A 25,063-nucleotide genomic window follows, 5' to 3' on the forward strand; every position below is an offset into this window, starting at 1 on the left:
AGAGATTGACTTCAAATTGATTCGTTTAAAGTAAGAGTTTAGGGTTACTAAGTTAGGTCGCAAATAACTTATTTTAATGATGAACTATTTCACCGATAACATCCAAGAAACATATCAATTAATTTTATTTTAAACTGACCCTTTACGAAAAGAAAAAAGGGATTCCTCTGTTATAAAAATCACAGATTTTCTCAACAATCGGAATGACAGTTCATAGAGATTCTTGTGGGGAAAATTTCCTCAAGCGGAGCTTGAGGAAATTTTCCCCACCGAAACCAACCAAAGTCTGTTGTCATTCCGATGAAGTGCAACGACGAGGAATCTCTTTTTCCAATTGTTCATCGATTTTTCAGCGAGTCATTTTTAATTGTCAATTCGTAATTATCAATTATCTTTATCCCTCGCAGCTTACGCATTCAACCAAGTTCTTAATCACAAACTCTTTTCCTACGCTTTGGCTTCTTTGGTAGTACAAGGTTTTTATTCCTAGTTTCCATGCTTCAATAATTAATTTATTGATGTCTTTTACCGGAAGATTTGATGGAATATTAAGGTTTAAACTTTGAGCTTGATCAATAAATTTCTGTCTAATTGAAGCTTGTTGAATAATCTCTAATTGACTAATTTCTTTGAATGTCTTGAATACAGATTTCTCTTCAGCTGATAATTCTTTTAAATGTTGAATACTTCCTTGATTAAGCATAATGCTTCTCCAAGTTTCTTCATTGTCTAGCTCTTTTTCGATGAGTAGTTCTTTGAGGTATTTGTTTTTTCTTACAAAGTTACCTTTCGCTAACCCAGCTTTGTAATAGTTACTGCTCAATGGTTCAATTCCTGGGGAGGTTTGTCCTAAAATGCCAGAAGAAGATGTAGTAGGAGCGATGGCAAGAAGCGTTGTGTTTCTCATTCCGTAATCTTTTAGCAAGTCTGGTTCTCCATATATGTCAGCCAATTCTTTTGATGCAATTTCAGCTTCCTTCTTGATATGAGAGAAAATAGAAGTCGTTAATTGTTTGGCTTCCATTCCTTCAAATGGAATCCTGTTCTTTTGAAGGTAAGAATGCCAGCCCATTGCTCCTAAACCAAGTGCGCGGTGACGTTTTGCAAATCTATTAGCAGAAGCTAGATAGTAATTGTTTTCTGTTTTAGCGATGAATTCTTGTAAAACAGCATCTAAGAAAAAGATAGCCAATTGAACAGCATTTGTATCTTTCCATTCGTCGTAGAGCTCAAGATTCATTGAAGAAAGACAGCAAATAAATGATTCATCTTCGCTTGAAGGCAACATAATTTCAGAACACAAATTACTCGAATTAATGCTCATGCTTTTATCCTTATAAACTTGAGGTTTATTTTTGTTTACGTTGTCCGTAAAGAACAAATAAGGCAATCCTTTTTGTTGTCGTGATTCCAGTACTTTCGCCCAAATGCCACGCTTTTCCATATCTCCTTCAATCATTTCGTGCATCCAATAATCAGAGATACAAACTCCCGAGAATAGGTTTTGCAATGGACTTCCAATGTCTTTAATTTGAAGGAATTCCTTTATATCTGGATGATCAATGTCTAGATAAGCAGCAAAAGCTCCACGACGAACTCCACCTTGAGAAATTGTGTCCATTGCTGTGTCGAATAGTTTCATGAAAGAAACAGCACCGCTACTTTGTCCGTTGTCAGTCACTGCACTTCCTCGACCTCTTAACTCACCAAAATAGCCAGAAGTTCCTCCTCCGATCTTGGTTTGCATGATTACTTCACCTAGTTTGTGCGTAATTTCTTCAATTCCATCAGGAACGTGAACGTTAAAACAGGAAATTGGCAATCCACGTTCTGTTCCCATATTCGCCCAAATTGGAGAACTCAAACTCATCCATCCTTTTTCGATAAGGTCGATAAATGGTTCTTTTAATTCAGGTTTGTACAAGCGTTTACTCGCAGCAGTAGCAACTCTTTCTATAGCTCCTTTAACTGTTTCCCCTTTTAATAAATATCCTCGATTTAGAATTTGCTCACTTTCATCATTGAGCCACCATAAGTTTTCCATAATTGTATATCTTTTCTTTGACCAGTTAAAAGATCTAATTGATCAAAGTATTATCGTTTAATTAACATGAATTAGAATAAATCCGCTGCACTTATACTCTTGTCGTGCTTTGTATATTCTGTTGGACGCTTAGCAAAGAAATCATCCAAAGAATTCGCGAAAATCTCTTCTTCAAACCAAGCCATTGGTCGATACTGTTCTGTTGAAATATGGTACAATTTTTCTAAGCCAATTTCTTCTAGACTTTCATCGACTCTAAATTTCATAAAGTGAAGTAAATTCTCTTTACTGATTGAATCGATTTCTCCATCTTCAAAAATCCAGTCTAAGATTTCTGATTCAACGCTAATAGATTGTCGAACGATAGTTTTGATTTCCTCTATTGTTTCTTCGTCAAAAAAGTCAGGATATTCTTCTTTAATTTTATTGACAAGAAAAACTCCAGCTTTTGCGTGAACTTGTTCGTCAATGGAAGTCCAAGAAATGATATTGCTGACATTTTTCATCAATCCTTTAAATCTTGTGAAAGACAGAATAATAGCAAACTGACTAAAAAGAGAAACGTTTTCAATAAGGATAGAGAACAGAATAAGCGAGAAAATATACTTCTTTTTGTCATCGGATTTAGAATGTTGCAATGCTTCTTCTAAATATTCTATTCTTTTTTTGATGGCTGGAATTTCAATCACATGTTCAAACTCTTCATCGTAACCCAATACGGCTAAAAGTCTCGAATACGCTTCAGAATGACGGAATTCACACTCGGCAAAAGTACTACCCAAACCATTGAATTCCGGTTTAGGCATGTGTTGATAAAGGTTTCCCCAAAAGGACTTTACGGAAACTTCTATTTGTGCAATTGCCAATAAACTTTTCTTGATCGCTTGTTTCTCCTTCTCTTCGAGATGAGAATGGAAATCTTGCGTATCTGCAGTAAAATCTACTTCAGAATGAACCCAGAAAGTCCTGTTGATGTTGTCAATAAAATCCAGTACTTCTGGATATTCAAATGGTTTGTAATTAATACGTTTGTCGAAAATGCCCATTGCAAATAGTTTTTATTAAATAAAACAATGGCATAAAAAATAGGAGAGAAGATGGAGAATTAACTCGCTTCGGAACCTTGTTTTTCATGCGAAAACAAAATTCTACTTGTTAAGTTTTAGGTAATCTGGCTTATGGTTTTAACCACTTACAGTTGCGCAACAGCTCATGAGTTTAACATGATTCCCCTAATTTTCATTTGATATTAAGTATTCGTAATATCAATATGTCCTAACAAATGGATTTTTGTCAAATATAGAGAAGAATGTGAGGTGAGGAGATTAAACTTTTCCGTAGTTATTAACAAAGGGTATTTGTGAATAGGGTAAGTAATTGTTAAACAGGATATTGTTGGGTTGTAATTTACGAATTCAATAATTACTATTGGTGGGATGCTTATCAGTTGCAAAAGTGAATTTAGTTATTTCTATTATAAAATAAGAAATTTGCACTGTTATAGTGCAAAATGTAGAAGAAAAGAAAGAAGTGATGTTTTAAATCAAAAAAGATCCTTTGAAATTATGCCAAAGGATCTTTATCTATTTTATTAATACATCAAGCCAAAATGCCATAAGGGGATTGTATTTAAATACCCTTTTTCAATATTGTCTTTCACGATAAAGCCTTTTTCTGCATTATCTAATTGTTTTTGCCCTTTATTTTTTCCACCTATTTCAAATTCTATTTCATCAATTTTGAAGTCGGCAATTTTTGATGATGTGATTTCATGATTTACTTTCAACTGATTTATGAAAAAAGTTTCTCTGCGATTCCCTACATTCTGATTTTCTTTGGCAAGAGAATAGGCTAAATTGGTGTTGTCCAGGTATATTTTATCTATTTTCCCTAATGCTCTAATTCCCTCTGTATTATTTCTTAATTGCGCTACCATTCCTGCTTCTTCCATATATAAGAAGTAATCGGCAATATTGTTTCTGCTAATATTTAGCCTCTCAGCAATTTTACTCATGTTTGGTTTAAATGGAACGCTCTCTGCTACAACCGCCAATAATTGTTTCAATTTTCTACCTGTTGCCACGTTCATATCGGCATAGGTTGGAATATCAATTTCGAGTGTTTGGTTAACCACTTGTTGCAATTTCAAATTAAAATCTTCTTCTATAGCAAAAGGATAATATCCATTTTTAAGATAATCATCAAATAGAGACAATGGATTTAGAATATCTTGATTTTCAACTTCATGATTTAGAATTTGCTTTAAGGTGAATTCAGGAACATGTATACTATGAAATAACATTAAATATTCTCTGAAAGATAAACCTTGCATCGAATAAATTACTGCTCGTCGACTTAAATCTGCGTTCCCTTTTTTAATATCTAGCACTGAGGAGCCCGTAAATACTACGTTTAAATCCTTGTGATAGTCATAAATTAATTTCAATTCTCTAGACCAATCTGAGTATTTATGAATTTCATCAATAAATAAATACTTACCACCTTTCTTTGCAAAAGAATCAGCCAAATCCAATAATCGATTTTTCGCAAAATAGAAATCCTCCATGGTTACATATAATGTTTGACTTTGTGGAAGATTTTTTTTGATGTATTGAAGAATCATTGTTGTTTTTCCAACACCTCTTGGACCAATTAATCCTAAGAATCTATTTTTCCAATTTATTCTATGAAACATATAGCGAGTAAAGTCTGTTTGTGTCTCAGAAATAAGTTTATTCGAATATTTGAATAATGACTCCATAATATACTTTTTACGTAAAATTAATAAAATTGCACTGTCATAGTGCATTTTTTGAAAATATTTGCACTCACATAGTGCAAAATGCATAGAATATTGAAAGAAGTAATGCTATAAAACACAAAATCCTTTGACAATAATGCCAAAGGATTTAAAAATCAATTATAATTAAGATGAGTTTTCCTACTTTATTTCATAGAATTCTCTAAAAAACTTCAGTAGTACTTTTTTTAAGTCTTCACAATTAGATTCGTATTCACTCCCAGAGTCTAAAATCAACTGGTTATTGATGCGTAACTGCATATTGAAGAATCGAGGAGAACCAGAACCAATTTGTTCGATATTGAATTTAATATCAGAATCTTGGTTAACTACTAATTCTTTTTCTTTATCAAAAAATCGACTTCTGTAAACGATTTTTTTATTCAAAAAATCAAATTGAGCGTAATTGTATTTTGAATTAAGATAATGAAAAACTGCACCAACACATAGAATTGTGGAAAGTATTCCTGTCAAAATGCTTATTATGAATTGATAATCAAAAAAAGTGAAATTGACAAATAGTCCTAAAATTAATGCTAAATACAAATAGGCTAATTTTAATTTGTATTTTTCTCTAATTGTAAATTTATCTGTTACTATTAAATCTTCAAATGAATTTATACCATCAATTATCCTAGATAATAATGCTTCCCTTCTTAATACATAGTTTGTTTTGTCAACCGATTTATGCACCATCATTTAATCCAAACAAAATTATCAATTATCTCAGGATTACCTCTTTAAAAGTCCTAAAAATCAACTTAATATCAAACATAAAAGATTGCTGATCAATGTATTCTAAATTGTATTTTAGTTTGTCAGGCATGATGGTTTCTATGTAAACTTTATCAGGATCTTCTGCTTTTTCTAGTAGCTCGTTTTCGTTTCTATATTTTATTGATGCAATGTCAGTTATTCCTGGTTTTACTGTGAGAACCCTGAGTTGTTCTTTGGAATATAAATCAACATATCTTCTCACTTCTGGTCTTGGTCCAACAATGCTCATGTCGCCTTTTAGAACGTTGATTAATTGCGGTAATTCGTCTAGTTTATACTTTCTAATGTAATATCCAGACCTCGTTACTCTTGGATCTCTTCCACCAATTGTAATTAAACTTCCTTTATCGGCATCTTGGTGCATGGAGCGGAATTTTAGAATTTTAAAATCCTTTCCACCTTTTCCTACTCTGACTTGTTTGTAGAAAACAGGGCCTTTTGAATCAAGTTTTATCCATATAAATACGACCAAAAAAACCGGACTTAAAAACAAAAGTCCAATTGCACTGCTCACAATATCGAAAAGTCTTTTCAGCATTTTATTTCATTACTGTATTGTAGGCATTTTTAACTGTTTCGATTACATATTCTACTTCTTCTTCAGTTAATTGAGGATAAATAGGCAATGAAATCTCACATTTATAATTCGCATAAGCTTGTGGGTAATCTTCAATTTTAAATCCTTGATTCTTGAAGAAAGTCAACATTGGCATTGGAATAAAGTGTACGTTGACTGCTACGTCTTTCTTAGCAATTTCATCAATGATTGCATCACGCTGATCTTCTGATACATCCTTGATTCTCAAAGCATAAATGTGATAAGAACTTTCTTTTCCATCATGAATCGCAGGAGGAACAATTGACCATTTTTCTTGACTAAATGAATCATTATAGCTGTTAAAAATTCTTTTTCGATCATTGATTAAATCAGGATAAACGCGCATTTGAGCTAATCCAATCGCAGCGTTAACATCCGCCATGTTGATTTTCATTCCTAAATCTGTAATGTCATATCTCCAACCACCGGCTTTACTTTTTGAGAAAGCATCTTTGGTTTGACAATTCAATGTCATTTGTCTCAACTCCTTATATAATTCTGCATTGTCGAAAGGAGCATGGAAGTTCATACAAATTGCACCACCTTCAGCTGTTGTAACGTTTTTTACAGCGTGTAAAGAGAAAACAGCAACATCTGTTTCGCTTCCAGTTTTGACACCGTTAGCATAAGAGGCACCTAAAGAATGTGCAGCATCATTCAATACTAAAATTCTACCTAGTTTTTCTTGAATAGGAGATTCAGCAGTAAACATTTCTTTAATTTCTGAAGCATTAACCAGTTTCATTATTTCGTCGTAATCACAAGGAAAACCAGCGATGTCGACAGGAATAATGGCTTTTGTTTTTGGTGAAATTGCTTTGCGAATGGCTTCAACTGAAATATTAAAATCTTCATTTGAATCTACCATAACTGGAGTTCCACCGGCATGATAAACCGCAAGTGCTGTTGCACTATACGTATAGGCTGGAACGATTACTTCGTCGCCTTCTTTGATTCCTAACCAGCGCAACATCATAATTGCTCCAGAAGTCCAAGAATTCACACAAAGTACTTCTTGCGCACCAGAGAATTTTTTGATTTCCTCTTCTAAGGCTTTCACCTTTGGTCCAGTCGTAATCCAACCAGATCTTAGTGAATCAGTCACTTCATTGATAACATCTTCATTGATGTAAGGCGGTGCAAACGAAATTTTCATTTTTTATCGATTAATTTGTGCGTTAAAATTTTTACCGGTAACTATTTTTGATATTCCAACCAAATATCCCCAGCCATAAGCCAAGTGAATAGTCAAAAATATATAAGGTAAATAAATTATTTCTTTTTTCTCTTTGGCGTCTTTAAAGCTGAAAACTAAAGCAGCAGTAATGTAAAAACTAATTACGCTAATGTATGAATATAGAAAAAAGGGATGAACAAAACTCAAAGCTAATCCGAAAATAAGTCCCAAAACGAATAGCATTGGGAAAAACTGCCTGGTTGTAGCTGGACTTCCAATTTTTTCGTTCACCAAAGGTTTAAATAAACCATATTGGTAATACATTTTCCGCGTTTTCTTAATTGTATCTCGAACATAATATTTAACGACTAGATCTGGAATTAAGAAAATCTTCCCTCCATTTTTGATGATTCGGGCGTTGAATTCATCATCTTGATTTCTTGTTAATTCGACATCGTATTTCCCGATTTTATCGAATGTCTCCCTTTTAAAACAACCAAATGGAACTGTATCAACCTCCATGATTTTATCGGCTCCAATTCTGAAATAAGCATTTCCGACTCCAAATGAACTACTCAAAGCAGTTGCAATTGCTTTGGCTTCTGTAGTTTGATTCGCTGGTAATGTTAAACAAACTGGTCCAACATTATCTGCATTGAGTTTATATAACTGTTCTTTTAGAACGCTAATATAATTAGGAGGAAACTCTGAATGTGCATCAATTCGAACGATAATTTCTCCTTGAGAAGCATCAATTCCATAATTCATTGCAAAAGGAACCGTTCTTTCAGGATTGTCAATAATCTGAATAAAAGGATGAGTTTTCTGAAAGCCCAAGATAATTTCACGGGTTTTATCCGTACTTCTTCCATCCACAAAAAGCAATTCAATATCCGCCTTATCAACATCTTGTGAAAGCATAGATTCGATACATTTTTCAATGTACTTTTCTTCGTTATACGTTGGACAAATTATTGAAATCTTAGGCATGAATAACGTGACTTTTTGTTTTATATAATATGTTTTGAATCAATAACAAATTTACTATTTCTTATTGGTTTGATAATGCTCTATTGTTAAATTATGGAGTAGTTTCATTATTTAGAACTTCCTTATAAAGATTTGCATATTTAAGTGCAATTTTCTTCCAATCTAATTTTGCTACAATCTCTTTAGGCTCAAAATTAAATTGGCCATAATTATCAATCATTTTTTTTATTCCGTCGGCGGTTGATTTTATTGATCGTGGATTCACAGCAACACCAATATTTTCGTCATAAACCCCGTCAATTCCTTCATTTTCTGAATAAAGTACGGGTACTCCTTGGGATAGCGCTTCAGCGTATACTAATCCAAACGTTTCTTTTACGGAAGTCATTGTGAAGATATCAGTTTCATTGAAAATACTTTTTAACTCATTCTTGTCATATACGTTTCCAAGAAATTCAAAGTGTAGATTATTAGCGATCAGTTTAAAGATTTCTTTTTCCTGACTACCGCCACCACCGACAAATGTTAATTTACAATCTATGCCTTGTTCAATTATGTTTTTAACTGATTTTACTAGTTTAATTACGTTTTTTGTTTCTGTAAAAACACCAATATAGAGCAGCATATAAGGAGAGCTCAATTTCGTTTTCCTGGCTTCGATATTTTTCAACCAGTAAGGATCTAAGCCATTTGGTATAACGACTGTTTTTTTAACAATTTCATTTCCAAGCTTTTTTATCTTTTCTAATTCAAGAAAGCGCTCTTGATACCGAGGTGTTATGAAAATTATTTTTGTTGCGTGACTCAAAATCTCAATTCCTTGATTTTTTAAATGAGGTAACTTCCAAAATTGGTTTAAATCAGTTCCTCTGACTGCAATAATATATGGAATTCCGTATTTTTCATGTAATTTCAATGCAATCGCTCCATCGCTAAACCATGTATGTGCATGAATACAAGTGACCTTTTTAAAGTCAACTTTTGATTGAATATCCTTATAAATCTTATTTATTTTAACGTTAAACAAAACCCTATCGACATGCATATTCAGGATATTGCTATAGATAATCTTAGATTCTTTTTCCTTTAATTCAATTAAATTTCCGCCAATACTTTTTTTGCTTTTAACAGGAGTATATATAATTTGCTCAATTCCGTTTTGATCTAAATTTGAAATCAAGTTCTTATAAACTGCAGAGTTTGCATAATCATTTGTAATATGAAGAATCATAATGGGATTATTTCTATTGTTCAAATTAAATTAGTCAACAACACCTGTAAAGATGCCTTTATTTACAGTTTTATAATAATGAGTTCTAACAGCATTTATTTGCACATCATTTTGATTGTCATCAACATTCTCAGCTGATAAAGAAATGTTGCTAGTTATCATAATTGGAATATTCACATTGTATTTTGACTCAATTTTATAAATAGTTGTGCCTTGCAATTTACTCATTGCATTTAGCCAAACATCGTCTGCCAGTCTACATATATCCATAAAAACATTCTCATTAGCAGCCTCTTTACCTAAAGAATGTGCAGGGAAAAAAGTTCCACCACCACTTGTGAAAAGGACATTTTTGGAAGTACTGGAACCTTTATATTCTTTAGTCCATTTATTGTAGCTATCTAGTTTTTCATTGTTCGATGTCATCATGTGAGCACGGTGACATAAGATAAATGAAGGATTCTTTTGATGTTCTATCATTAACTCTTCAATGAGACTAGAAGGATAGAGAAAATCATCATCAACAGTAATGAAATGGCTATCAGGGAAATTTCTTAAGGTGTAAACGTATTTTTTATGTGAGCGTAAATCACCATCACAAAGTTCGATTTCTAGTCCACGCTCTCTTAATTTTAGTAACCTTTTAGGCAGAAGATTCAAATCTTTGAATTGCTCTTTTGAAAGCCAAAGGATAATTCTATCAGGTGTATGCGTTTGTCTTAACATGCATTCAATAACAATCCAAATCTTATTGATTCGAGCCGGAAATGTCGTCAAAGAAACAATTAGATCTGACTTTTGATTATTCACCAATTTGTAAGATTTACTTTTAGAAGTCCTTAAATAAACCGGTACAAAAAAGTTAGCTAAAAGTTTAATAATAGTTCTTTGTGCTCCATAGAATTTAATCTTGGAAAGAAATGGGTTTTTGTTTTCGATTGATGAATAGATTCTAGAGAAAAAATCAATCATAACTATAATTTTGTTTTTTGAAACAGCTTACACAGTATATACTAGCAAAGAAAACCCATAAAACAGGGTGAAGCAAGTAAATACTGTTTATAATAAATATGAATGGAGTAGAAAGCAAGAGGGATATTAATATGGCTTTCGGTAAAACTTCAATTTTCGGGATTTTAATAAACATTTTGAAAAATAAAAATGCTACAATTATACCTAATACAGCGCCAAATTGAACTAAAAATTCAAGGACTAAATTGTGAGGAACAAAAATAGTTACATTTTTCATTTCTGTCTGAATACTTCCAATACCTGAACCAAAAAATGGCTTTTGCAAGAATGCATTTATTGCACTAGTAAAAAGTTCTATTCTTCCTTGATCTTCAACTACAGATACTCCAGCTGCAGAACGATTAGTAACTTGATCAAATAATGTATGAACATGATATTTAATTACAAAAATCGCAATAGGAATAAGTAAAATCAATTTATTTCGAATGTGATGAACTTTCTGTTTTTGAACAAATAGGATCCAAATGAAGAGTATTATTCCACCAGCAATTAATCCACCTCTTGATGCATTAATCATCAGTACGAAATAAGAAAATGAGATGATTAAAATCGCAACAAATTGAGTAATAAACTTTTTATGTAAATAAAGATAGGTAAACAAAAATGGAAGCGCCATTGTGATAACCATTACATAGGTATTGTAATTTCCAAAAGTAACGGAAGCATATCTTTTGAAAACGTTTAGATCGTAATAACGAATATGAAAATCATCAGGAATAAGATTTACACTCATGTGTAGACCATAAAATATTTCAATAAAAGCGATGAAAGCCGTAAGTACAATCAGTATAAACCAACCTTTAGTTAATGATTTTAAAGGGTTTGTTGCTTTGGAGTATAGTGTTATAATTAATAAGAAAATCGAAAAATGAGCAAAATAATATACCACTTCTTTGGTTGCTTCTTCTATGTTTGTTGACCAGAAATAACTAAGTGCAATCCATAAATATAGAAAGACACAAGCTAAGTAAGCCCTAAATAATAAGGGATTTCTTTTAGATTTTATAAATTGAATAAACAAAAAAGGGAGGGAAGCCAGCGAAACCATTCTAATCGGTTGCATTGCTCCACCATACATTCCAAAAGCAACCAAGCATATTAAAATGACTAAAAAATGATCGTATTTATTGTTTTTTAATTCAGCTTCGGCGGATGATTGATTCATATAGGTAAAGTAGTATTTTGTAAGATTAAATCTGATTTCGTAATAAAAACGATCAAAAGTAACAATAATTGAGTTTTTATTGGAGTCATCATTTTATTTAGAATGAATCAATTTAGTTAGATTTCTAAATGGTTCCTATTAAATAAATTTCCTCAATAAATAGAAAAAATTATTCCATTCTTTCTTTACAGCGTAATATTTCAATTTAGTAAACATGAGTTTTTTGAAATATTTTTTTTCAAACTTATTTTTCATTCTGGAAAGATCCACATCTCTAAAAAAAGTCTTTCGAATATCTAAAACATTTGAATCACTTCTATTTTCAGCTTCAGTTCTGTAAATTGCAGTGACTTTATTCGATTTAATAATTTTATATTTTCTAGCTAACCGGGTCCACAAATCAATGTCTTCTCCGCGAACAAAATCTTCATTATATTTTTCCGTTTCGAAACATTTTTTTTTGATTACCACGACATCTGTGCACACTAGATGTTCTGTAAGTGATTCTTTGAAATAGTCTTCAATTTCATAATCTTCAACACCTGGACGATTAATGATACTTTCTCGAGGTGTTGAATATTCAAAACTAGAAGCAAAAAACAAATGATTTGGATACTTTTCTATAAGGTTTACAAATGTTTCTAAATGGTCTTGTTTCCATAAATCATCTGCGTCTAATAAAGCAATCCATTCAAATTTAGCTTCTTCAATCCCTCTATTTCTAGCTGCGGATACTCCCTGGTTTTGTTGATGAATTAGTCGGATTCTTTCATCATTAAATACATTCATAACCTCAACGCTGTTATCTGTAGAAACATCATTAATAACGACAATTTCTAAATCTTGAAATGATTGATCAAGAACAGATTGAATTGTATTTTTAATACTTAATTCTTTATTGTATAGAGGGATTACAACTGAAAACATGTTTTAATTTAAATAGAAGATTTGAATATTGATGTAATAATTTCAATCTACTTTTCAACTAATTTTTTAATTATTTCAACCATGTTTTTTTCAAAAAGGTATATAGCTCCAAAATATATAATTCCAAATACTAGGCTTATAATTCCCATCATTAAAAACCCACTATTAATTGAAGAGAATAAGTATTGATGTGTAAAATAGCTCACTACAGCAGCAAAGAATCCGATTATGAAAAGTTTTGAGACATCTTTTATTTGTTCTGTTAAGTGATAATTAATTAATCGACCACTAAACCACATATTGGACAATGTAAAAACGAAAGTCACGAAAGTTAATGAAGCTACTAAAGCCATAATTCCAAATGGAAGCGCAATAATAATGATTATAATTCCAAAGACTTTTTGAACGGATTCAATTTTTAGTAGCAAATCGCTTCGTCCTTTTACTTTTAGAATGTTTAAATTATATGAGCTGATAGGTCTAATTATAGAAGCAATTGCTAAAACTTGAAAGTAGGGTACAGCTGGAAGCCATTTTTCACCAAAGAGAAACATGAAGAACTCATTTGCTACAATCATCAGTATTAACATTATAGGTATCACAGCAAACAGGACTAGTTTTAATGTTATTCGGTAAGCAGATTTTAGCTGTACATCGTTCTTTATGTTTGAGAAAAGTGGATATGTTACTTTCCCCATAGCGTGAAAAATCTGTTTCACTGGAAAAAGACGCATATTTTCGGCCTGATTAAAAAATCCAACCGATGCGGGCGAGAAGAACTTACCAATAACAATACGGTAAGAATCGTTGTAAATAGTGTCTAATAATCCTGAAAGCGTCAATTTATAACCAAAGTTTAAATGGTATTTAAATCGGCGTTTATTGAAAACTAATGAAGGTCGCCATTTAATAAAAACCCAATTCAATACAACGTATATCATTGATTGTCCTATGTTTCCAAAAACTAAACTCCAGACACCGTATCCAGAATACGCCATAGTCACTCCAATGATTCCACCTGAAACTGCAGCAGGAATCTGAAGTTTCATTTGTATTTTAAAATTCATTTCTTTAGTGAGTTTAGCTGTGTGAACAGCAACTAAAGAGAGAATTACAAATGAAAGCGCATAAATGCGAAGTAAGTTTTTTAGAATTTCTTGACCATAAAATTCGGCAATATAAGGCGCTGCAATGAATGTTAATCCGTAAACAAACGTACTCACCATTAAATTAGTGATGAAAACAGTAGAGTAATCAAGTTGATCTGGATTCTTAGTACGAATTAAAGAACTAGTCATTCCACCATCCATTAAAGTCTGGCCAATAGAAACGAAAACACTCAACATGGCGATCAGACCAAAAAGTTCAGGCAACAGCAAACGCGCCAGAATTATTTGAACTCCAAAGGAAATAAACTGAACAATAAATTGCTGAGAGAATGTCCAAATTGCACCGCTGACTGCTTGTTTTTTTAAGCTCATTTAGAAATTAAGAATATTGAATTTTTTAATTTATAATTTAATAACTTACTCTTTAATCAGCTTTCTTAGGTATTCAAAATAGTTACCTTTCATTCCATAAACCTGATTTAATAATTGCTCTTTTGAGATCCATTTATTGTTATAAGCGATTTCTTCTAAACAAGCGATTTTCAAACCTGTTCGTTTTTCTATTGCTTTTACAAATTCAGTTGCTTCTGTTAAAGCTTCATGCGTTCCTGTATCTAACCATGCGAATCCTCTGCTTAAGAATTGCATTCTTAAATTTTCTTGCTTTAAATAATCTAGGTTCACAGAAGTAATTTCAAGTTCTCCTCTATCTGAAGGTTTTACTTGCTTGGCCACTTCAATTACTGAGTTAGGGTAGAAGTAGAGTCCAACAACAGCAAAATTAGATTTTGGATTTGTTGGTTTTTCTTCGATACTGATTACATTCTTGTTTTCATCAAACTCTGCAACGCCGTATCTTTCAGGATCATTTACATAATTCCCGAATATGACCGCCTTTTGTTCTGTTTTCACTGTTTCAACTGCTTCGTTTAAAAGCTTGTTTAAACCAGCTCCATAAAATATATTATCACCTAAAACAAGACATACATCATCATTTCCAATGAAATCTTCGCCAAGTATAAAAGCTTGTGCCAAACCATCAGGACTCGGTTGTTCTTTGTATTCTAATTTAATTCCGAATTTACTTCCGTCACCTAATAATCGTTCAAAGTTGGGTAAATCATGCGGTGTAGAAATAATCAACACTTCTTTAATTCCCGCCAACATCAATACAGATAGCGGATAATAGATCATAGGTTTGTCGTAGATAGGTAATAACTGTTTACTTACAACGTGAGTTAGGGGGTGCAATCTCGTTCCAGATCCACCGGCTAGGATAATTCCTTTCATAAGGTAAATATTTAATAAAGTGAACCAATTTCATTAAAAACTGGCATGGCTTCGCCTTCACGAGTCCCAATTGGAATGCATCGCAAAGGCTTAAAATAACATTTGCGAATATAAAGAAATTAGCTGTACCAACAATTTAAGCCTAGGTTTGAATGGCGTAATTTTGATTATTATGAATGCTTTTTTGAAAGAAACTGTGATCTATTGATTTGAGAATAACTAGAAAGTGATTTGAACCACTATTTAAACCAGAAAATAAGGTTGGAATTTGCTATTCATTGAAGCGTTCAATTGCAAAATGAGAATTAACAAGAGGGATGAAAAAAGTCGAAATACTTACCTAGAAAAATTAACTATGCTTCTGAATTACTTTGTTGTGCAGCAGTTCTTTGCTTTCTAATATTGCGAAGTTTTATTCTCAAGAACCAACTTGATTTGTTGATAATAAAGAAAAACAAAGTCAGAAGAATCAGAAGTAGAATAAAGAAAGTCAATAAAATCCAGTTACTGGTTGTTATCGCAAGAAAAGAGATTAAGATAATGACTAAGAAGTTAGAAACTCCTAAGACGAAACTAGCTTTTCTGTGTGAGATATTAAACTTATCAATTATAATGTGATGTATATGTGATCTGTCGGGCTTAAATGGATTTTTCTTTTTAACGATTCGTATCATGAAAACACGAACAGTATCAAAAAATGGAATGATCAAAATGGCACCTGTTACAATTGGAAGATTCTCACCTCTAATAGGCAATCTAGCGATGTCAGAAGGATCAAGTGCTAAAAATGATATAGCCATTACCCCAAGCATAAAACCAAGAATCATTGACCCTGTGTCACCCATGAAAATCTTTTGGGTAGAAGATAAGTTGAATCTTAAATATGCTAATAGTGTTCCTATCATTACGATACAAACAGAAAATAGGAAAATGTGATTAATTACATAAAAGGCAAATCCAAAAGCCGCAAACATTATAATAGATGCAGATGCAGCCAAACCATCAATTCCATCAATCAAGTTAATTGCATTAATGACAGCGACAAGAATAAATACAGCAATCGCACCGGCTAAAATAGGATTCAGATCTTCAATTCCCATAAAACCATATAATGTATTGATGGTTTTACTGTAATGATAAACAAAAAGAACTGCGGCAATTGTTTGAGCGAGAAGTTTAGAAAGTGGTGCTATAACTAAGATGTCATCTTTTAGTCCAACAATAAAAAGAATTGTTAAACCAGGAATAAGCGCGATTATAATATTACTAGGGTCGTAAACATCATTTTTTGCATCTAGACCTAAATATTCTGTAGATGCAATAAAGTAAAATGAAATCATGAGTACAACAAAGAAAGCTATTCCTCCTAAGTTTGGAATTGGAACATCATGAGAAGAACGATTATTAGGTTCTGCAGCTAGATTTTTACTTAGCATTAATGTTCTAATTTTAGGTGTTAAGTAGTTACAAACTAAAAAAGAACAAATAAAAAGAAGGGTGGAATAAATTAAAAAGTTCATTATCGTTACTTTAAATACTGTATAGTTTAAGTCTTTTATCTGTTTTCATTCTATTTATTAAAATTCTAAAACGTTAATCATCAGTATATTTTCAATTTAAGATTAAACAAAAGTAGCATAAACTATTCTAAAAAAGTATTTTATTCTTTGCTTTTATTACAATTTTCACTTATTACAACAATTTTTAATGATTCTAATTAAAAATCTAATATATCAGGACGACGTTCTTTTGTTCTTCGGTAAGCTTCCTGCTCGCGGTATTCTTCAATTTTCTTAAAGTTTCCAGAAAGCAAAACCTCAGGTACTTTTAGCCCTTTATACTCTGCTGGACGTGTATAAATTGGTGGAGAAAGTAAGTTGTCTTGAAAACTATCGGTTAAAGCGGAAGTTTCGTCATTTAATACACCAGGCAATAAACGAATGATACTATCAGCGACAACTGCAGCAGCTAATTCGCCACCAGAAAGGACATAAGATCCAATTGAAATCTCACGAGTAATAAACAATTCTCTGATGCGTTCATCAACTCCTTTATAGTGTCCACAAAGTAAAATTATATTTTTAACTCTGCTCAGTTGATTGGCAGCTGCTTGCTCAAAAAGTTCTCCATCTGGGGTCATATAAATGATTTCGTCGTATTCTCTTTGAGATTGAAGTTCTTCTATACAGGCTGCAATGGGTTGAATTGACATTACCATTCCTGCGCCACCACCATATTGATAGTCATCTACGTTTTTGTGCTTGTCGGTAGAATAATCACGGATATTATGAATATGTACTTCGGCAAGCCCTTTATCTTTAGCGCGTTGCAAAATTGAATGACTGAATGGACCTTCCAATAAATCAGGAACAACAGTTAAAATATCGATTCTCATGATGCAAAAGTAAGGAATTATGAATTATCAAAGACTATTAATTTTAGAGAAGCTAGAAAGAGGTAATTAAGGGTTACGCAGAGGTTCGCGGAGGAGCGGAGATTCGCAAAGAAGAGGAAAGGGAGAAATGAGTCAAGGTTTGAGGAGATGTGTAAGAGGAAGAAAAAGAATTACGCAGAGGTTCGCGGAGGAGCAGAGATTCGCAAAGAAGAGGAAAGGAAGAAATGTGTCAAGGTTTGAGGAGATGTGTAAGAGGAAGAATTACGCAGAGGTTCGCAGGAGGAGCAGAGATTCGCAAAGAAGAGGAAAGGAAGAAATGTGTCAAGGTTTGAGGAGATGTGTAAGAGGAAGAAAAAGAATTACGCGGATTTTTGTTGTGGAGGTTTCGCAAAGCAAGAATTTAAAATGAAGAAATGTTTAAGGCTTTCAGATTCACAAATAATAAAAGAGATTAGTTTTTAACTTTTAGTAATAATTCGTAATTGTCAATTGTCAATTCGTAATTGACTTTTAAGGAGTATTAACATTTGGTTTTTTATAACAACTTTTCATTTTGAAATATTGAAGGGCATTCTGATTTATCTTTGTAATGTGATAACAAAAACTTCGATACACGCCTTAATTAAGCTGATGGATGATCCTGACCAGATGGTTGTGGAGCATGCGAGGGGAAGATTATTAGAGTATGGGGAAGATATCATTCCAAATCTTGAACACTTAGAAGACGATTGTTTAACTTATCCAATTCAATTGGAAAACATCTCCGTTGTTTTGGATGCCTTGCGTTTTAAACGTATTAAAAATTCTTTACATTCTTGGTTGAAATCAGAGGATAAAAGTTTAATGCAAGCCGTTTACACAATTTGTACATATCAATATCCAGATTTAACAATTGAAGATTTTACTTCAAACTTTCAAAACTTAAGACATCAATGCTGGATGGAAATTAACTCTAGACAAACAAGTTTTGAGAAAGTTGATGCGATTAATAAAGTGTTTTTTGATGTTTTCGATTTTGTAAGAGTTAACGAAGTTCCTCATTCACCATTTGAGATTTTTGTAAATTCTGTTATGGAAAGTAGAGAAGGGACAGATATTTCTTTGGGATTGATTTATAGTCTGATTGCTCAATCACTAGATATTCCGATCTATGGCGTGACCACCATGAACAATAGAGCACCATTTCTCTTGGCATTTATGGATAAAGATAATTTGTTGCCTATTTTGGATTGGGGAATTGAAAATAATGGTGTCTTATTCTACATTGGTGTTGGTACTAAAGGTTTGATTATTGATCCTAAACAATTGAAAGAAGCTTATCTTTCTGAAGGGTTACCGCAAAATAGAGCGCAATTTGAACCATCACCAAATTCAATGATCATTAAGAAATATTTAAAGGATATTAAAAGAAGTTATTCCAATCAGGCTCAGTTTAGATACAAGTTGAGAGATTTGGAGGAACTTTTGGAATTGTTTTAAGACAATTACGAATTCTCAATTACGAATTATTCGAATTGATTTACAATCAGTACTTATAAAAATCAGTGTAAATCTGCGTTCGAAGATCAGCGTCATTCCGATTGAAATACGGGACAATATTCCGCCTTTCAATACAGCGTCCTATCTAGATTCAATTAACGCTTTATAATCTGATTTTTTTTATCAAAACTTATATATTCATCAATAATTCCAACTTGATTTATCAATTTCAAACATAACTTATTTAAACCAAAAAAAAATGACGACCAATTCGATCGTCATTCTAATATTACAATTTTTCAGGATACTAAAAAGTCCAGCTCAAACCTGCTGAGAACGGCATATAATCTGGGCCTTTACCTGACTCAAATAATCCATTTAGTCCGTAGTTAGCGAAAACGTTAAAGTCTCCAACTCCTACGCGAACACTAGCATCTATAAGGAAAGGATTCAAATGATAATGTCCTCTTTCAATGTCTTTTCTTTTTTGGTCTTTTGAGACATATTTTTGTTTTAATCGAGAACCAATTCTATAATTTACAATTGCTCCAACAGAAACATGGAAACTTTTATTAGGATCTTTTCCTGGCATGATGGACAAAAATAATGGAACAGAAATATATGATGTGTTAAAATAATTCTTATCGAATGACTTTAAACTGTCAATTGAGTTGAAAATTGTTGTGTCATTGAACGATAAGGTTGAATTCGTTGATTTGAAGGCGTATCTATTAAATCGAAAACCTAATCCTGTATAGAATCTAACTTTTTCTGTTCCTCCAATACGTGTGTTGAATTCGAATAGATTAAGATTAAATAGAAAACTTTTCGCGTAATCTAATTCTAAATATACGTTAGCAGGATCATTGTTGATTCCAAAATTATTATCAGTGAAATATCCATTTACTCCAAATTCTAATCCTCTCCATTGGTTTACATCCCACTTTTTATCATTTTCAAAATCCCCATTAATTGTTGAAATTGAGTCGCAATCATTTCCAGATGAAATAGTAATGACTTTACCTTTAAATGAAATTGTAGTTTTTTCTTGTTCCTGTTCTTTTTTATTTTCTTCTTCCTCTTTCTGAGAGAATGAAAATGTCGCAACTGAAAGTGCTAAAATAAATGTAATTGTTCTTTTCATGATTTTTAGTTTTGTTTGTTAGTAGGACGATTAACTATTTGATTTGTTACAGTGATAAATAAAATAACTTTTCTTTTGAACTCACCCTCCAGAAGAAATTAGTTACCGTCGTCTGGTTTTATTTTGGCTAGTCCCATATAGAACCAATAAAAATAAGTGTAATAATAACAAATTCTTAAATCTTTAAATCCTTGAATAATCCTTGAATAATCCTTGAATCCTTGGATAAATTAAAGAATTTGAAGGAATAAACCTCTAGAGTTGACCAAACATTATTATTTTAGCATTCCTAATCATTAATAATCAAATAAAAATTAAGAAACGTGATAGATAAAATAAAATTCGGAACGGATGGCTGGAGAGCAGTTATCGGAGATACTTATACAGTTAGAAATGTTGCGCGTGTTGCAGAAGGAACTGCAAAATGGGTAAAAAGTCAGTCAGATGAACCAAGCATAGTTATTGGTCATGATTGTCGTTTCAACGGTAAATTATTCATGGAAACAGCAATTAAAGTTTACCTGCATCATGGAATCAAGGTGTATTTTGCTGATGGATTCGTTTCGACTCCTATGGTTTCTATGGGAACAAAACAATACAACGCAAATATCGGAGTAGTTTTAACTGCTTCTCATAATCCACCATCTTACGGAGGATATAAATTGAAATCTAATTTTGGTGGACCACTTTTGCCAGACAAAATTCAAGAAGTTGAAGATTTAATTCCAGATACAACTGACGATAAAATTTTGTCAATTGATTTAGATAAAGCAATTGCAGACAAAAGATTAATTCAAGTTGATTTAGAAAAAACTTATATTGATGCAGTAAAGGCAAATTTCGATATTGAAGCAATTAAGAAGTCAGGATTAAGATTGGCTTTTGATGCAATGTACGGATCAGGTCAAAATGTATTGAAACCATTATTTCCAGACATGGCAATGTTGCATTGTGAGAATAATCCTGGATTTATGGGGCAAGCTCCAGAGCCAATTGCTAAGAATTTAAAAGAATTAGAAGCATTCATCAAAGCGGATGGAAATATCGACGCGGCTTTAGCAACGGATGGTGATGCAGACAGAATAGGATTGTACGGAAAAGATGGTGAATTCATCGATTCGCACCACATCATTTTACTTTTGATTCACTACATGGTGAAATATAAAGGAATGACTGGAAAGGTTGTAACAGCATTTAGTTGTTCTCCTAAAATCGCTAAAATGTGTGAACATTATGGTTTAGATCACCAAACGGTAAAAATTGGTTTTAAGCACATTGCTGGAATCATGATTGAAGAAGATGTTTTATTAGGTGGAGAAGAATCTGGTGGAATTGCAACGAAAGGACACATTCCAGAACGTGATGGAATTTGGATGGGAATGATCATCTGGGAATTCATGGCGAAATCAGGGAAATCTCTTGAATCGCTAATTGATGAAGTGTATGAAATCGTTGGAGCTTTCAAATTCGAAAGAAGCGATTTACATATTAATGAAGAATTGAAACAAGAAATTATAGCGAATTGTGAAAACAACGTTTATACATCTTTTGGAAAATATAACGTGGAGAAAGTGGAGACCATTGACGGTTTCAAATTTTTCCTTCCGAATGACAGCTGGGTGATGATTCGTCCTTCTGGAACGGAGCCAGTACTTAGAGTTTATGCAGAAGCAATCGATTTAGATGAAGTGCGCAGAATTTTAAGTGCTACTGAAGCGACATTACTTAAGAAATAGTAGATGGCCGGCAACTCGATTGGACATACTTTTAAATTAACCACCTTTGGCGAATCTCATGGAGAAGCCATCGGTGGTATTTTAGATGGAGCTCCTTCTAATTTTAAACTAGATTTAGAAGCTGTTCAATTAGAGTTAGACAGAAGAAAACCTGGACAATCAGATATCGTTACACAACGCAAAGAATCGGATACAGTGCGATTTCTTTCAGGAATTTTTGAAGGAAAAACTACGGGCTCTCCAATTGGATTTGTGATTGAAAACGAAAATCAGAAATCGAAAGATTACAGCCACATAAAAGATGTTTACCGTCCTTCTCATGCTGATTTAACCTACGATAAAAAGTATGGACACAGAGATTATCGAGGTGGAGGGCGTTCAAGTGCACGAGAAACAGCGAGCAGAGTTGTAGCGGGTGCAATTGCTAAACAGTTTTTACAACATTTAGGAGTTACAATTAACGCTTTTGTTTCACAAGTGGGAACAATAAAGCTAGCAGGTGATTTAACGAAAATTGCTTTACCGAAACAGGAGAATGATGTGCGTTGTCCAGACAGTAAAGTCGCTCAAGAAATGATAGCCTACATCAAGGCCATTCGCAAAGAAGGCGATACCGTTGGTGGAGTTGTCTTTGCTCGAATTACTGGAGCTCCAATGGGTTTGGGTGCGCCAGTTTTCGATAAACTGCATGCCGATTTAGGAAAAGCAATGCTGTCCATCAACGCCGTAAAAGGTTTTGAATATGGCTCAGGATTTTCTGGAGTTGAAATGAAAGGAAGTCAGCACAATGATATTATTCAACCAGACGGGACAACTTTAACGAACAACAGTGGCGGAATTCAAGGCGGAATCTCTAATGGAGAACCAATTTATTTCCGTGTTGCTTTTAAACCAGTTGCTACAATAATGCAAGACCAAGATTCAGTAAATTCCAAAATGGAAAAAGTGAATGTAGAAGGAAAAGGTCGCCACGATCCTTGTGTTGTTCCACGCGCTGTTCCAATCGTAGAAGCCATGGCAGCGCTTACGATATTTGACCATTACTTACGCAATAAAATGACACAAATTTAGAATATGTCGAAGGAAACTAAGGAGAAGAAGAAAAAGAAACTCGCATTGCATTGGAAAATCCTCATGGGAATGGGGTTTGGGATTTTGTTCAGTTTGCTTTTATTAAGTACTTCTTGGGGAAGTTCAATGACGACTATTAAAGCAGGAGGAGTTGACCATCCTATTTCAAATGCAGAGCTTTTTGTTCGCAATTGGATAAAACCTTTTGGAAACATGTTTATCAATGCTTTAAAATTGATAGCCGTTCCATTGATTTTAGGTTCACTCATTAAAGGAGTTTCCGATTTAAAAGACATTTCTAAATTGTCAAAAATGGGTATACGAACCATTTTGACTTATCTAGCAACAACAATTATCGCTGTTTCAATAGGTTTATTGATTGTAAATATCGTTCAACCAGGAAAGACCATTACGCAAGAAACCAGAGATAATTTAATTGAGAATTACAGTGGAGAAGCTGACAAGAGAATTTCAAGCGCTGCAGAACAGAAAGAAAGCGGGCCATTAAGAGCCTTAGAAGATTTAATTCCAGATAATATTTTTTCAGCTGCTTCTGATAACGGAAATATGCTGCAAGTAATTGTGTTTGCTATCTTTTTCGGAGTTGGATTAATCCTTATTCCGATTGATAAATCGGGTCCAGTAAAAGCATTCTTTGATGGATTTAATGAAGTAATTCTAAAACTCATTGACCTTATAATGTTGGTTGCACCCATTGGAGTTTTCGCTTTAATGGCTGGATTAGTTGTGGAATCACCAAGTCAAGATTTATTTGTTGCGCTGCTTTGGTATGCCATCAGTGTAGTCATCGGATTACTTTTGATGATTCTTATTTATATTCTTTTGGTTTGGGTTTTCACAAAAAGATCTCCAAAATTCTTTATCAATGGAATTTCTCCAGCACAATTATTGGCTTTTAGTACCAGTTCATCTGCTGCCACACTTCCCGTAACTATGGAAAGGGTGGAAGAGCACCTTGGCGTAAATGAAGAAGTTACCAGTTTCGTATTGCCAATTGGAGCAACGATAAATATGGATGGAACGAGTCTGTATCAAGCCGTAGCCGCAATATTTATTGCTCAAGCATTTGGTATGGACTTAGATTTATACGCGCAGCTAGGAATTATTGTCACAGCTACATTGGCCAGTATTGGTTCAGCAGCTGTTCCTGGAGCTGGAATGGTAATGTTAGTGATTGTTTTAGCGCAAGCAGGTATTCCGGAAGCTGGATTGGCTTTAATTTTCGCAATTGATCGACCTTTGGATATGTTGAGAACAACGGTTAACGTTACAGGAGACGCAGCAGTTTCAATGCTAATTGCAAAATCTGTCGGTAAACTTGGAGATCCTAAAGTAAAAGACTGGGACGATAATTATCAGAAGGAAGCAGTATAAATGTTTGCATTTAAGTTATTGGATACAGCAATTCAGGGAACTACTTTTTTAAGCAGTTTGATATTGTTAATGGTATTTGATGCGGAAGGTTATTTCTATTGGATCAATGTATTCTTATTGTTCTGGATTGTCATTAGCATGATTTTTAATTTAATCTATTTAAAACCAGTTCATTTACTAAGAATTATCTCCACACTGTTTTTACTTGTTTTGTCCATTATTTTTGTGGCTTCCTATTTTACAGGAACAACAATTCCTCGCTTGAATTTCTATTTCAAACCTTTTTCTATCATTATCATAGTTTTCTACTTTTTCACCTCAATGTTTGAAATGATTAAATTGAAAAGTAGAGGAGAGGTGGACTTAGATTTTTAATATTCTATTATTTCGTATAGATTTTTAGTGTTACCACGAGATAAAATCTCGCGGTAACACTTTATATAAGGTCGGTAGTCAAAAGAGAGGGTTAAAAAATAATGACGCCGCGGCGTCATTATTTTTTAACCCTCTCTTTTGAAAACACATATTCCCAAAAAAAAAGTTACCGCGAGATTTTATCTCGTGGTCATCTTTTTTTAAACCCCATATTCAAAACTTGCTACTTCAATATATCGGCGCTTAATGTTCTTTTCTCTGGATGATTCACTAAGAAGACTAAAGGTTTACTCATTAAAATCAAAAATTTAATTTTTTAATGATCAAA

General features: G+C 33.0%; 22 protein-coding genes. 6 read left to right on the forward strand and 16 right to left on the reverse strand.

Going from position 1 to position 25,063, the window contains the following annotated elements; translation table 11 throughout:
* Nucleotides 1-394: 394 nt before the first annotated feature.
* The 15 genes from ERX46_RS03840 to trmD all read right to left on the reverse strand — a co-directional run bounded on the left by ERX46_RS03840 (nt 395) and on the right by trmD (nt 17,535).
* A complete protein-coding gene (locus tag ERX46_RS03840; RefSeq protein ID WP_262708083.1) occupies nt 395-2,083 on the reverse strand; it encodes a ribonucleoside-diphosphate reductase subunit alpha in 1,689 nt (562 codons plus the stop codon).
* A 32-nt stretch (nt 2,084-2,115) separates the two neighbouring features.
* On the reverse strand, nt 2,116-3,090 hold the full coding sequence (locus tag ERX46_RS03845) for a ribonucleotide-diphosphate reductase subunit beta (RefSeq protein WP_130092526.1): 975 nt from the start codon (nt 3,088-3,090) through the stop codon (nt 2,116-2,118).
* 545 nt (nt 3,091-3,635) lie between these two features.
* Nucleotides 3,636-4,805: an ATP-binding protein gene (locus ERX46_RS03850; RefSeq protein WP_130092527.1), complete on the reverse strand. Its 1,170-nt coding sequence runs from the start codon at nt 4,803-4,805 to the stop codon at nt 3,636-3,638.
* 180 nt (nt 4,806-4,985) lie between these two features.
* Nucleotides 4,986-5,540, reverse strand: coding sequence for a hypothetical protein (locus tag ERX46_RS03855; protein ID WP_130092528.1), 555 nt, complete (start codon nt 5,538-5,540; stop codon nt 4,986-4,988).
* 25 nt (nt 5,541-5,565) lie between these two features.
* Nucleotides 5,566-6,159, reverse strand: coding sequence for a sugar transferase (locus tag ERX46_RS03860; RefSeq protein ID WP_207214114.1), 594 nt, complete (start codon nt 6,157-6,159; stop codon nt 5,566-5,568).
* A gap of 1 nt (nt 6,160) precedes the next feature.
* Entirely contained in the window at nt 6,161-7,375 is a 1,215-nt protein-coding gene (locus ERX46_RS17580) for a DegT/DnrJ/EryC1/StrS family aminotransferase (RefSeq protein WP_207214115.1), read from the reverse strand.
* A 3-nt stretch (nt 7,376-7,378) separates the two neighbouring features.
* Nucleotides 7,379-8,386 carry a glycosyltransferase family 2 protein gene (locus ERX46_RS17585; protein WP_207214116.1) on the reverse strand — a complete coding sequence of 336 codons (1,008 nt, stop codon included), beginning with the start codon at nt 8,384-8,386 and terminating at the stop codon, nt 7,379-7,381.
* 91 nt (nt 8,387-8,477) lie between these two features.
* The gene (locus ERX46_RS03870) at nt 8,478-9,617 is read right to left on the reverse strand and encodes a glycosyltransferase family 4 protein (protein WP_130092529.1); all 1,140 of its coding nucleotides are present in this window, start codon (nt 9,615-9,617) and stop codon (nt 8,478-8,480) included.
* Between the two features lie 30 nt (nt 9,618-9,647).
* On the reverse strand, nt 9,648-10,589 hold the full coding sequence (locus ERX46_RS03875; protein WP_130092530.1) for a hypothetical protein: 942 nt from the start codon (nt 10,587-10,589) through the stop codon (nt 9,648-9,650).
* Complete coding sequence (locus tag ERX46_RS03880) at nt 10,582-11,814, reverse strand: O-antigen ligase family protein (protein ID WP_130092531.1); 1,233 nt, start codon at nt 11,812-11,814, stop codon at nt 10,582-10,584. Before ERX46_RS03880 ends, ERX46_RS03875 begins: the two co-directional genes overlap by 8 nt.
* Before the next feature lie 138 nt (nt 11,815-11,952).
* The gene (locus ERX46_RS03885) at nt 11,953-12,741 is read right to left on the reverse strand and encodes a glycosyltransferase family 2 protein (protein WP_130092532.1); all 789 of its coding nucleotides are present in this window, start codon (nt 12,739-12,741) and stop codon (nt 11,953-11,955) included.
* Nucleotides 12,742-12,788: 47 nt separating this feature from the next.
* Nucleotides 12,789-14,222 (reverse strand): lipopolysaccharide biosynthesis protein, encoded by a 1,434-nt coding sequence (locus ERX46_RS03890; RefSeq protein ID WP_130092533.1) that lies wholly within the window; start codon nt 14,220-14,222, stop codon nt 12,789-12,791.
* Nucleotides 14,223-14,267: 45 nt separating this feature from the next.
* Nucleotides 14,268-15,140, reverse strand: a complete 873-nt coding sequence (gene rfbA / locus ERX46_RS03895; RefSeq protein WP_130092534.1) for a glucose-1-phosphate thymidylyltransferase RfbA — start codon at nt 15,138-15,140, stop codon at nt 14,268-14,270.
* A 353-nt stretch (nt 15,141-15,493) separates the two neighbouring features.
* The gene (locus ERX46_RS03900) at nt 15,494-16,576 is read right to left on the reverse strand and encodes an MraY family glycosyltransferase (protein ID WP_165366142.1); all 1,083 of its coding nucleotides are present in this window, start codon (nt 16,574-16,576) and stop codon (nt 15,494-15,496) included.
* Between the two features lie 281 nt (nt 16,577-16,857).
* On the reverse strand, nt 16,858-17,535 hold the full coding sequence (trmD, locus tag ERX46_RS03905) for a tRNA (guanosine(37)-N1)-methyltransferase TrmD (protein ID WP_130092536.1): 678 nt from the start codon (nt 17,533-17,535) through the stop codon (nt 16,858-16,860).
* A 127-nt stretch (nt 17,536-17,662) separates the two neighbouring features.
* Here trmD and ERX46_RS03910 point away from each other — a divergent pair, with 127 nt between their 5' ends.
* Together ERX46_RS03910 and ERX46_RS03915 are read left to right on the forward strand one after the other, a co-directional pair.
* A complete protein-coding gene (locus ERX46_RS03910) occupies nt 17,663-17,944 on the forward strand; it encodes a hypothetical protein (RefSeq protein WP_130092537.1) in 282 nt (93 codons plus the stop codon).
* A gap of 221 nt (nt 17,945-18,165) precedes the next feature.
* Nucleotides 18,166-19,014, forward strand: coding sequence for a transglutaminase family protein (locus ERX46_RS03915; protein ID WP_130092538.1), 849 nt, complete (start codon nt 18,166-18,168; stop codon nt 19,012-19,014).
* A gap of 307 nt (nt 19,015-19,321) precedes the next feature.
* Here ERX46_RS03915 and ERX46_RS03920 read toward each other — a convergent pair whose 3' ends face one another.
* The gene (locus tag ERX46_RS03920; RefSeq protein ID WP_130092539.1) at nt 19,322-20,158 is read right to left on the reverse strand and encodes an outer membrane beta-barrel protein; all 837 of its coding nucleotides are present in this window, start codon (nt 20,156-20,158) and stop codon (nt 19,322-19,324) included.
* Between the two features lie 323 nt (nt 20,159-20,481).
* On the opposite strand from ERX46_RS03920, the gene ERX46_RS03925 reads away from it, so the two are divergent.
* Genes ERX46_RS03925 through ERX46_RS03940 form a run of 4 tightly spaced genes read left to right on the forward strand, consistent with a single transcriptional unit; the run spans nt 20,482 to nt 24,735 of the window.
* Entirely contained in the window at nt 20,482-21,894 is a 1,413-nt protein-coding gene (locus ERX46_RS03925) for a phosphohexomutase domain-containing protein (RefSeq protein ID WP_207214117.1), read from the forward strand.
* A gap of 3 nt (nt 21,895-21,897) precedes the next feature.
* Nucleotides 21,898-22,965 carry a chorismate synthase gene (aroC, locus tag ERX46_RS03930; RefSeq protein WP_130092540.1) on the forward strand — a complete coding sequence of 356 codons (1,068 nt, stop codon included), beginning with the start codon at nt 21,898-21,900 and terminating at the stop codon, nt 22,963-22,965.
* Nucleotides 22,966-22,968: 3 nt separating this feature from the next.
* A complete protein-coding gene (locus tag ERX46_RS03935; protein ID WP_130092541.1) occupies nt 22,969-24,360 on the forward strand; it encodes a dicarboxylate/amino acid:cation symporter in 1,392 nt (463 codons plus the stop codon).
* Nucleotides 24,361-24,735, forward strand: coding sequence for a hypothetical protein (locus tag ERX46_RS03940; protein WP_130092542.1), 375 nt, complete (start codon nt 24,361-24,363; stop codon nt 24,733-24,735).
* The last annotated feature ends 328 nt before the right edge of the window (nt 24,736-25,063 follow it).

The sequence above is a fragment of the Brumimicrobium glaciale genome (assembly GCF_004152935.1).
GTDB classification, from domain to species: domain Bacteria; phylum Bacteroidota; class Bacteroidia; order Flavobacteriales_D; family Crocinitomicaceae; genus Brumimicrobium; species Brumimicrobium glaciale.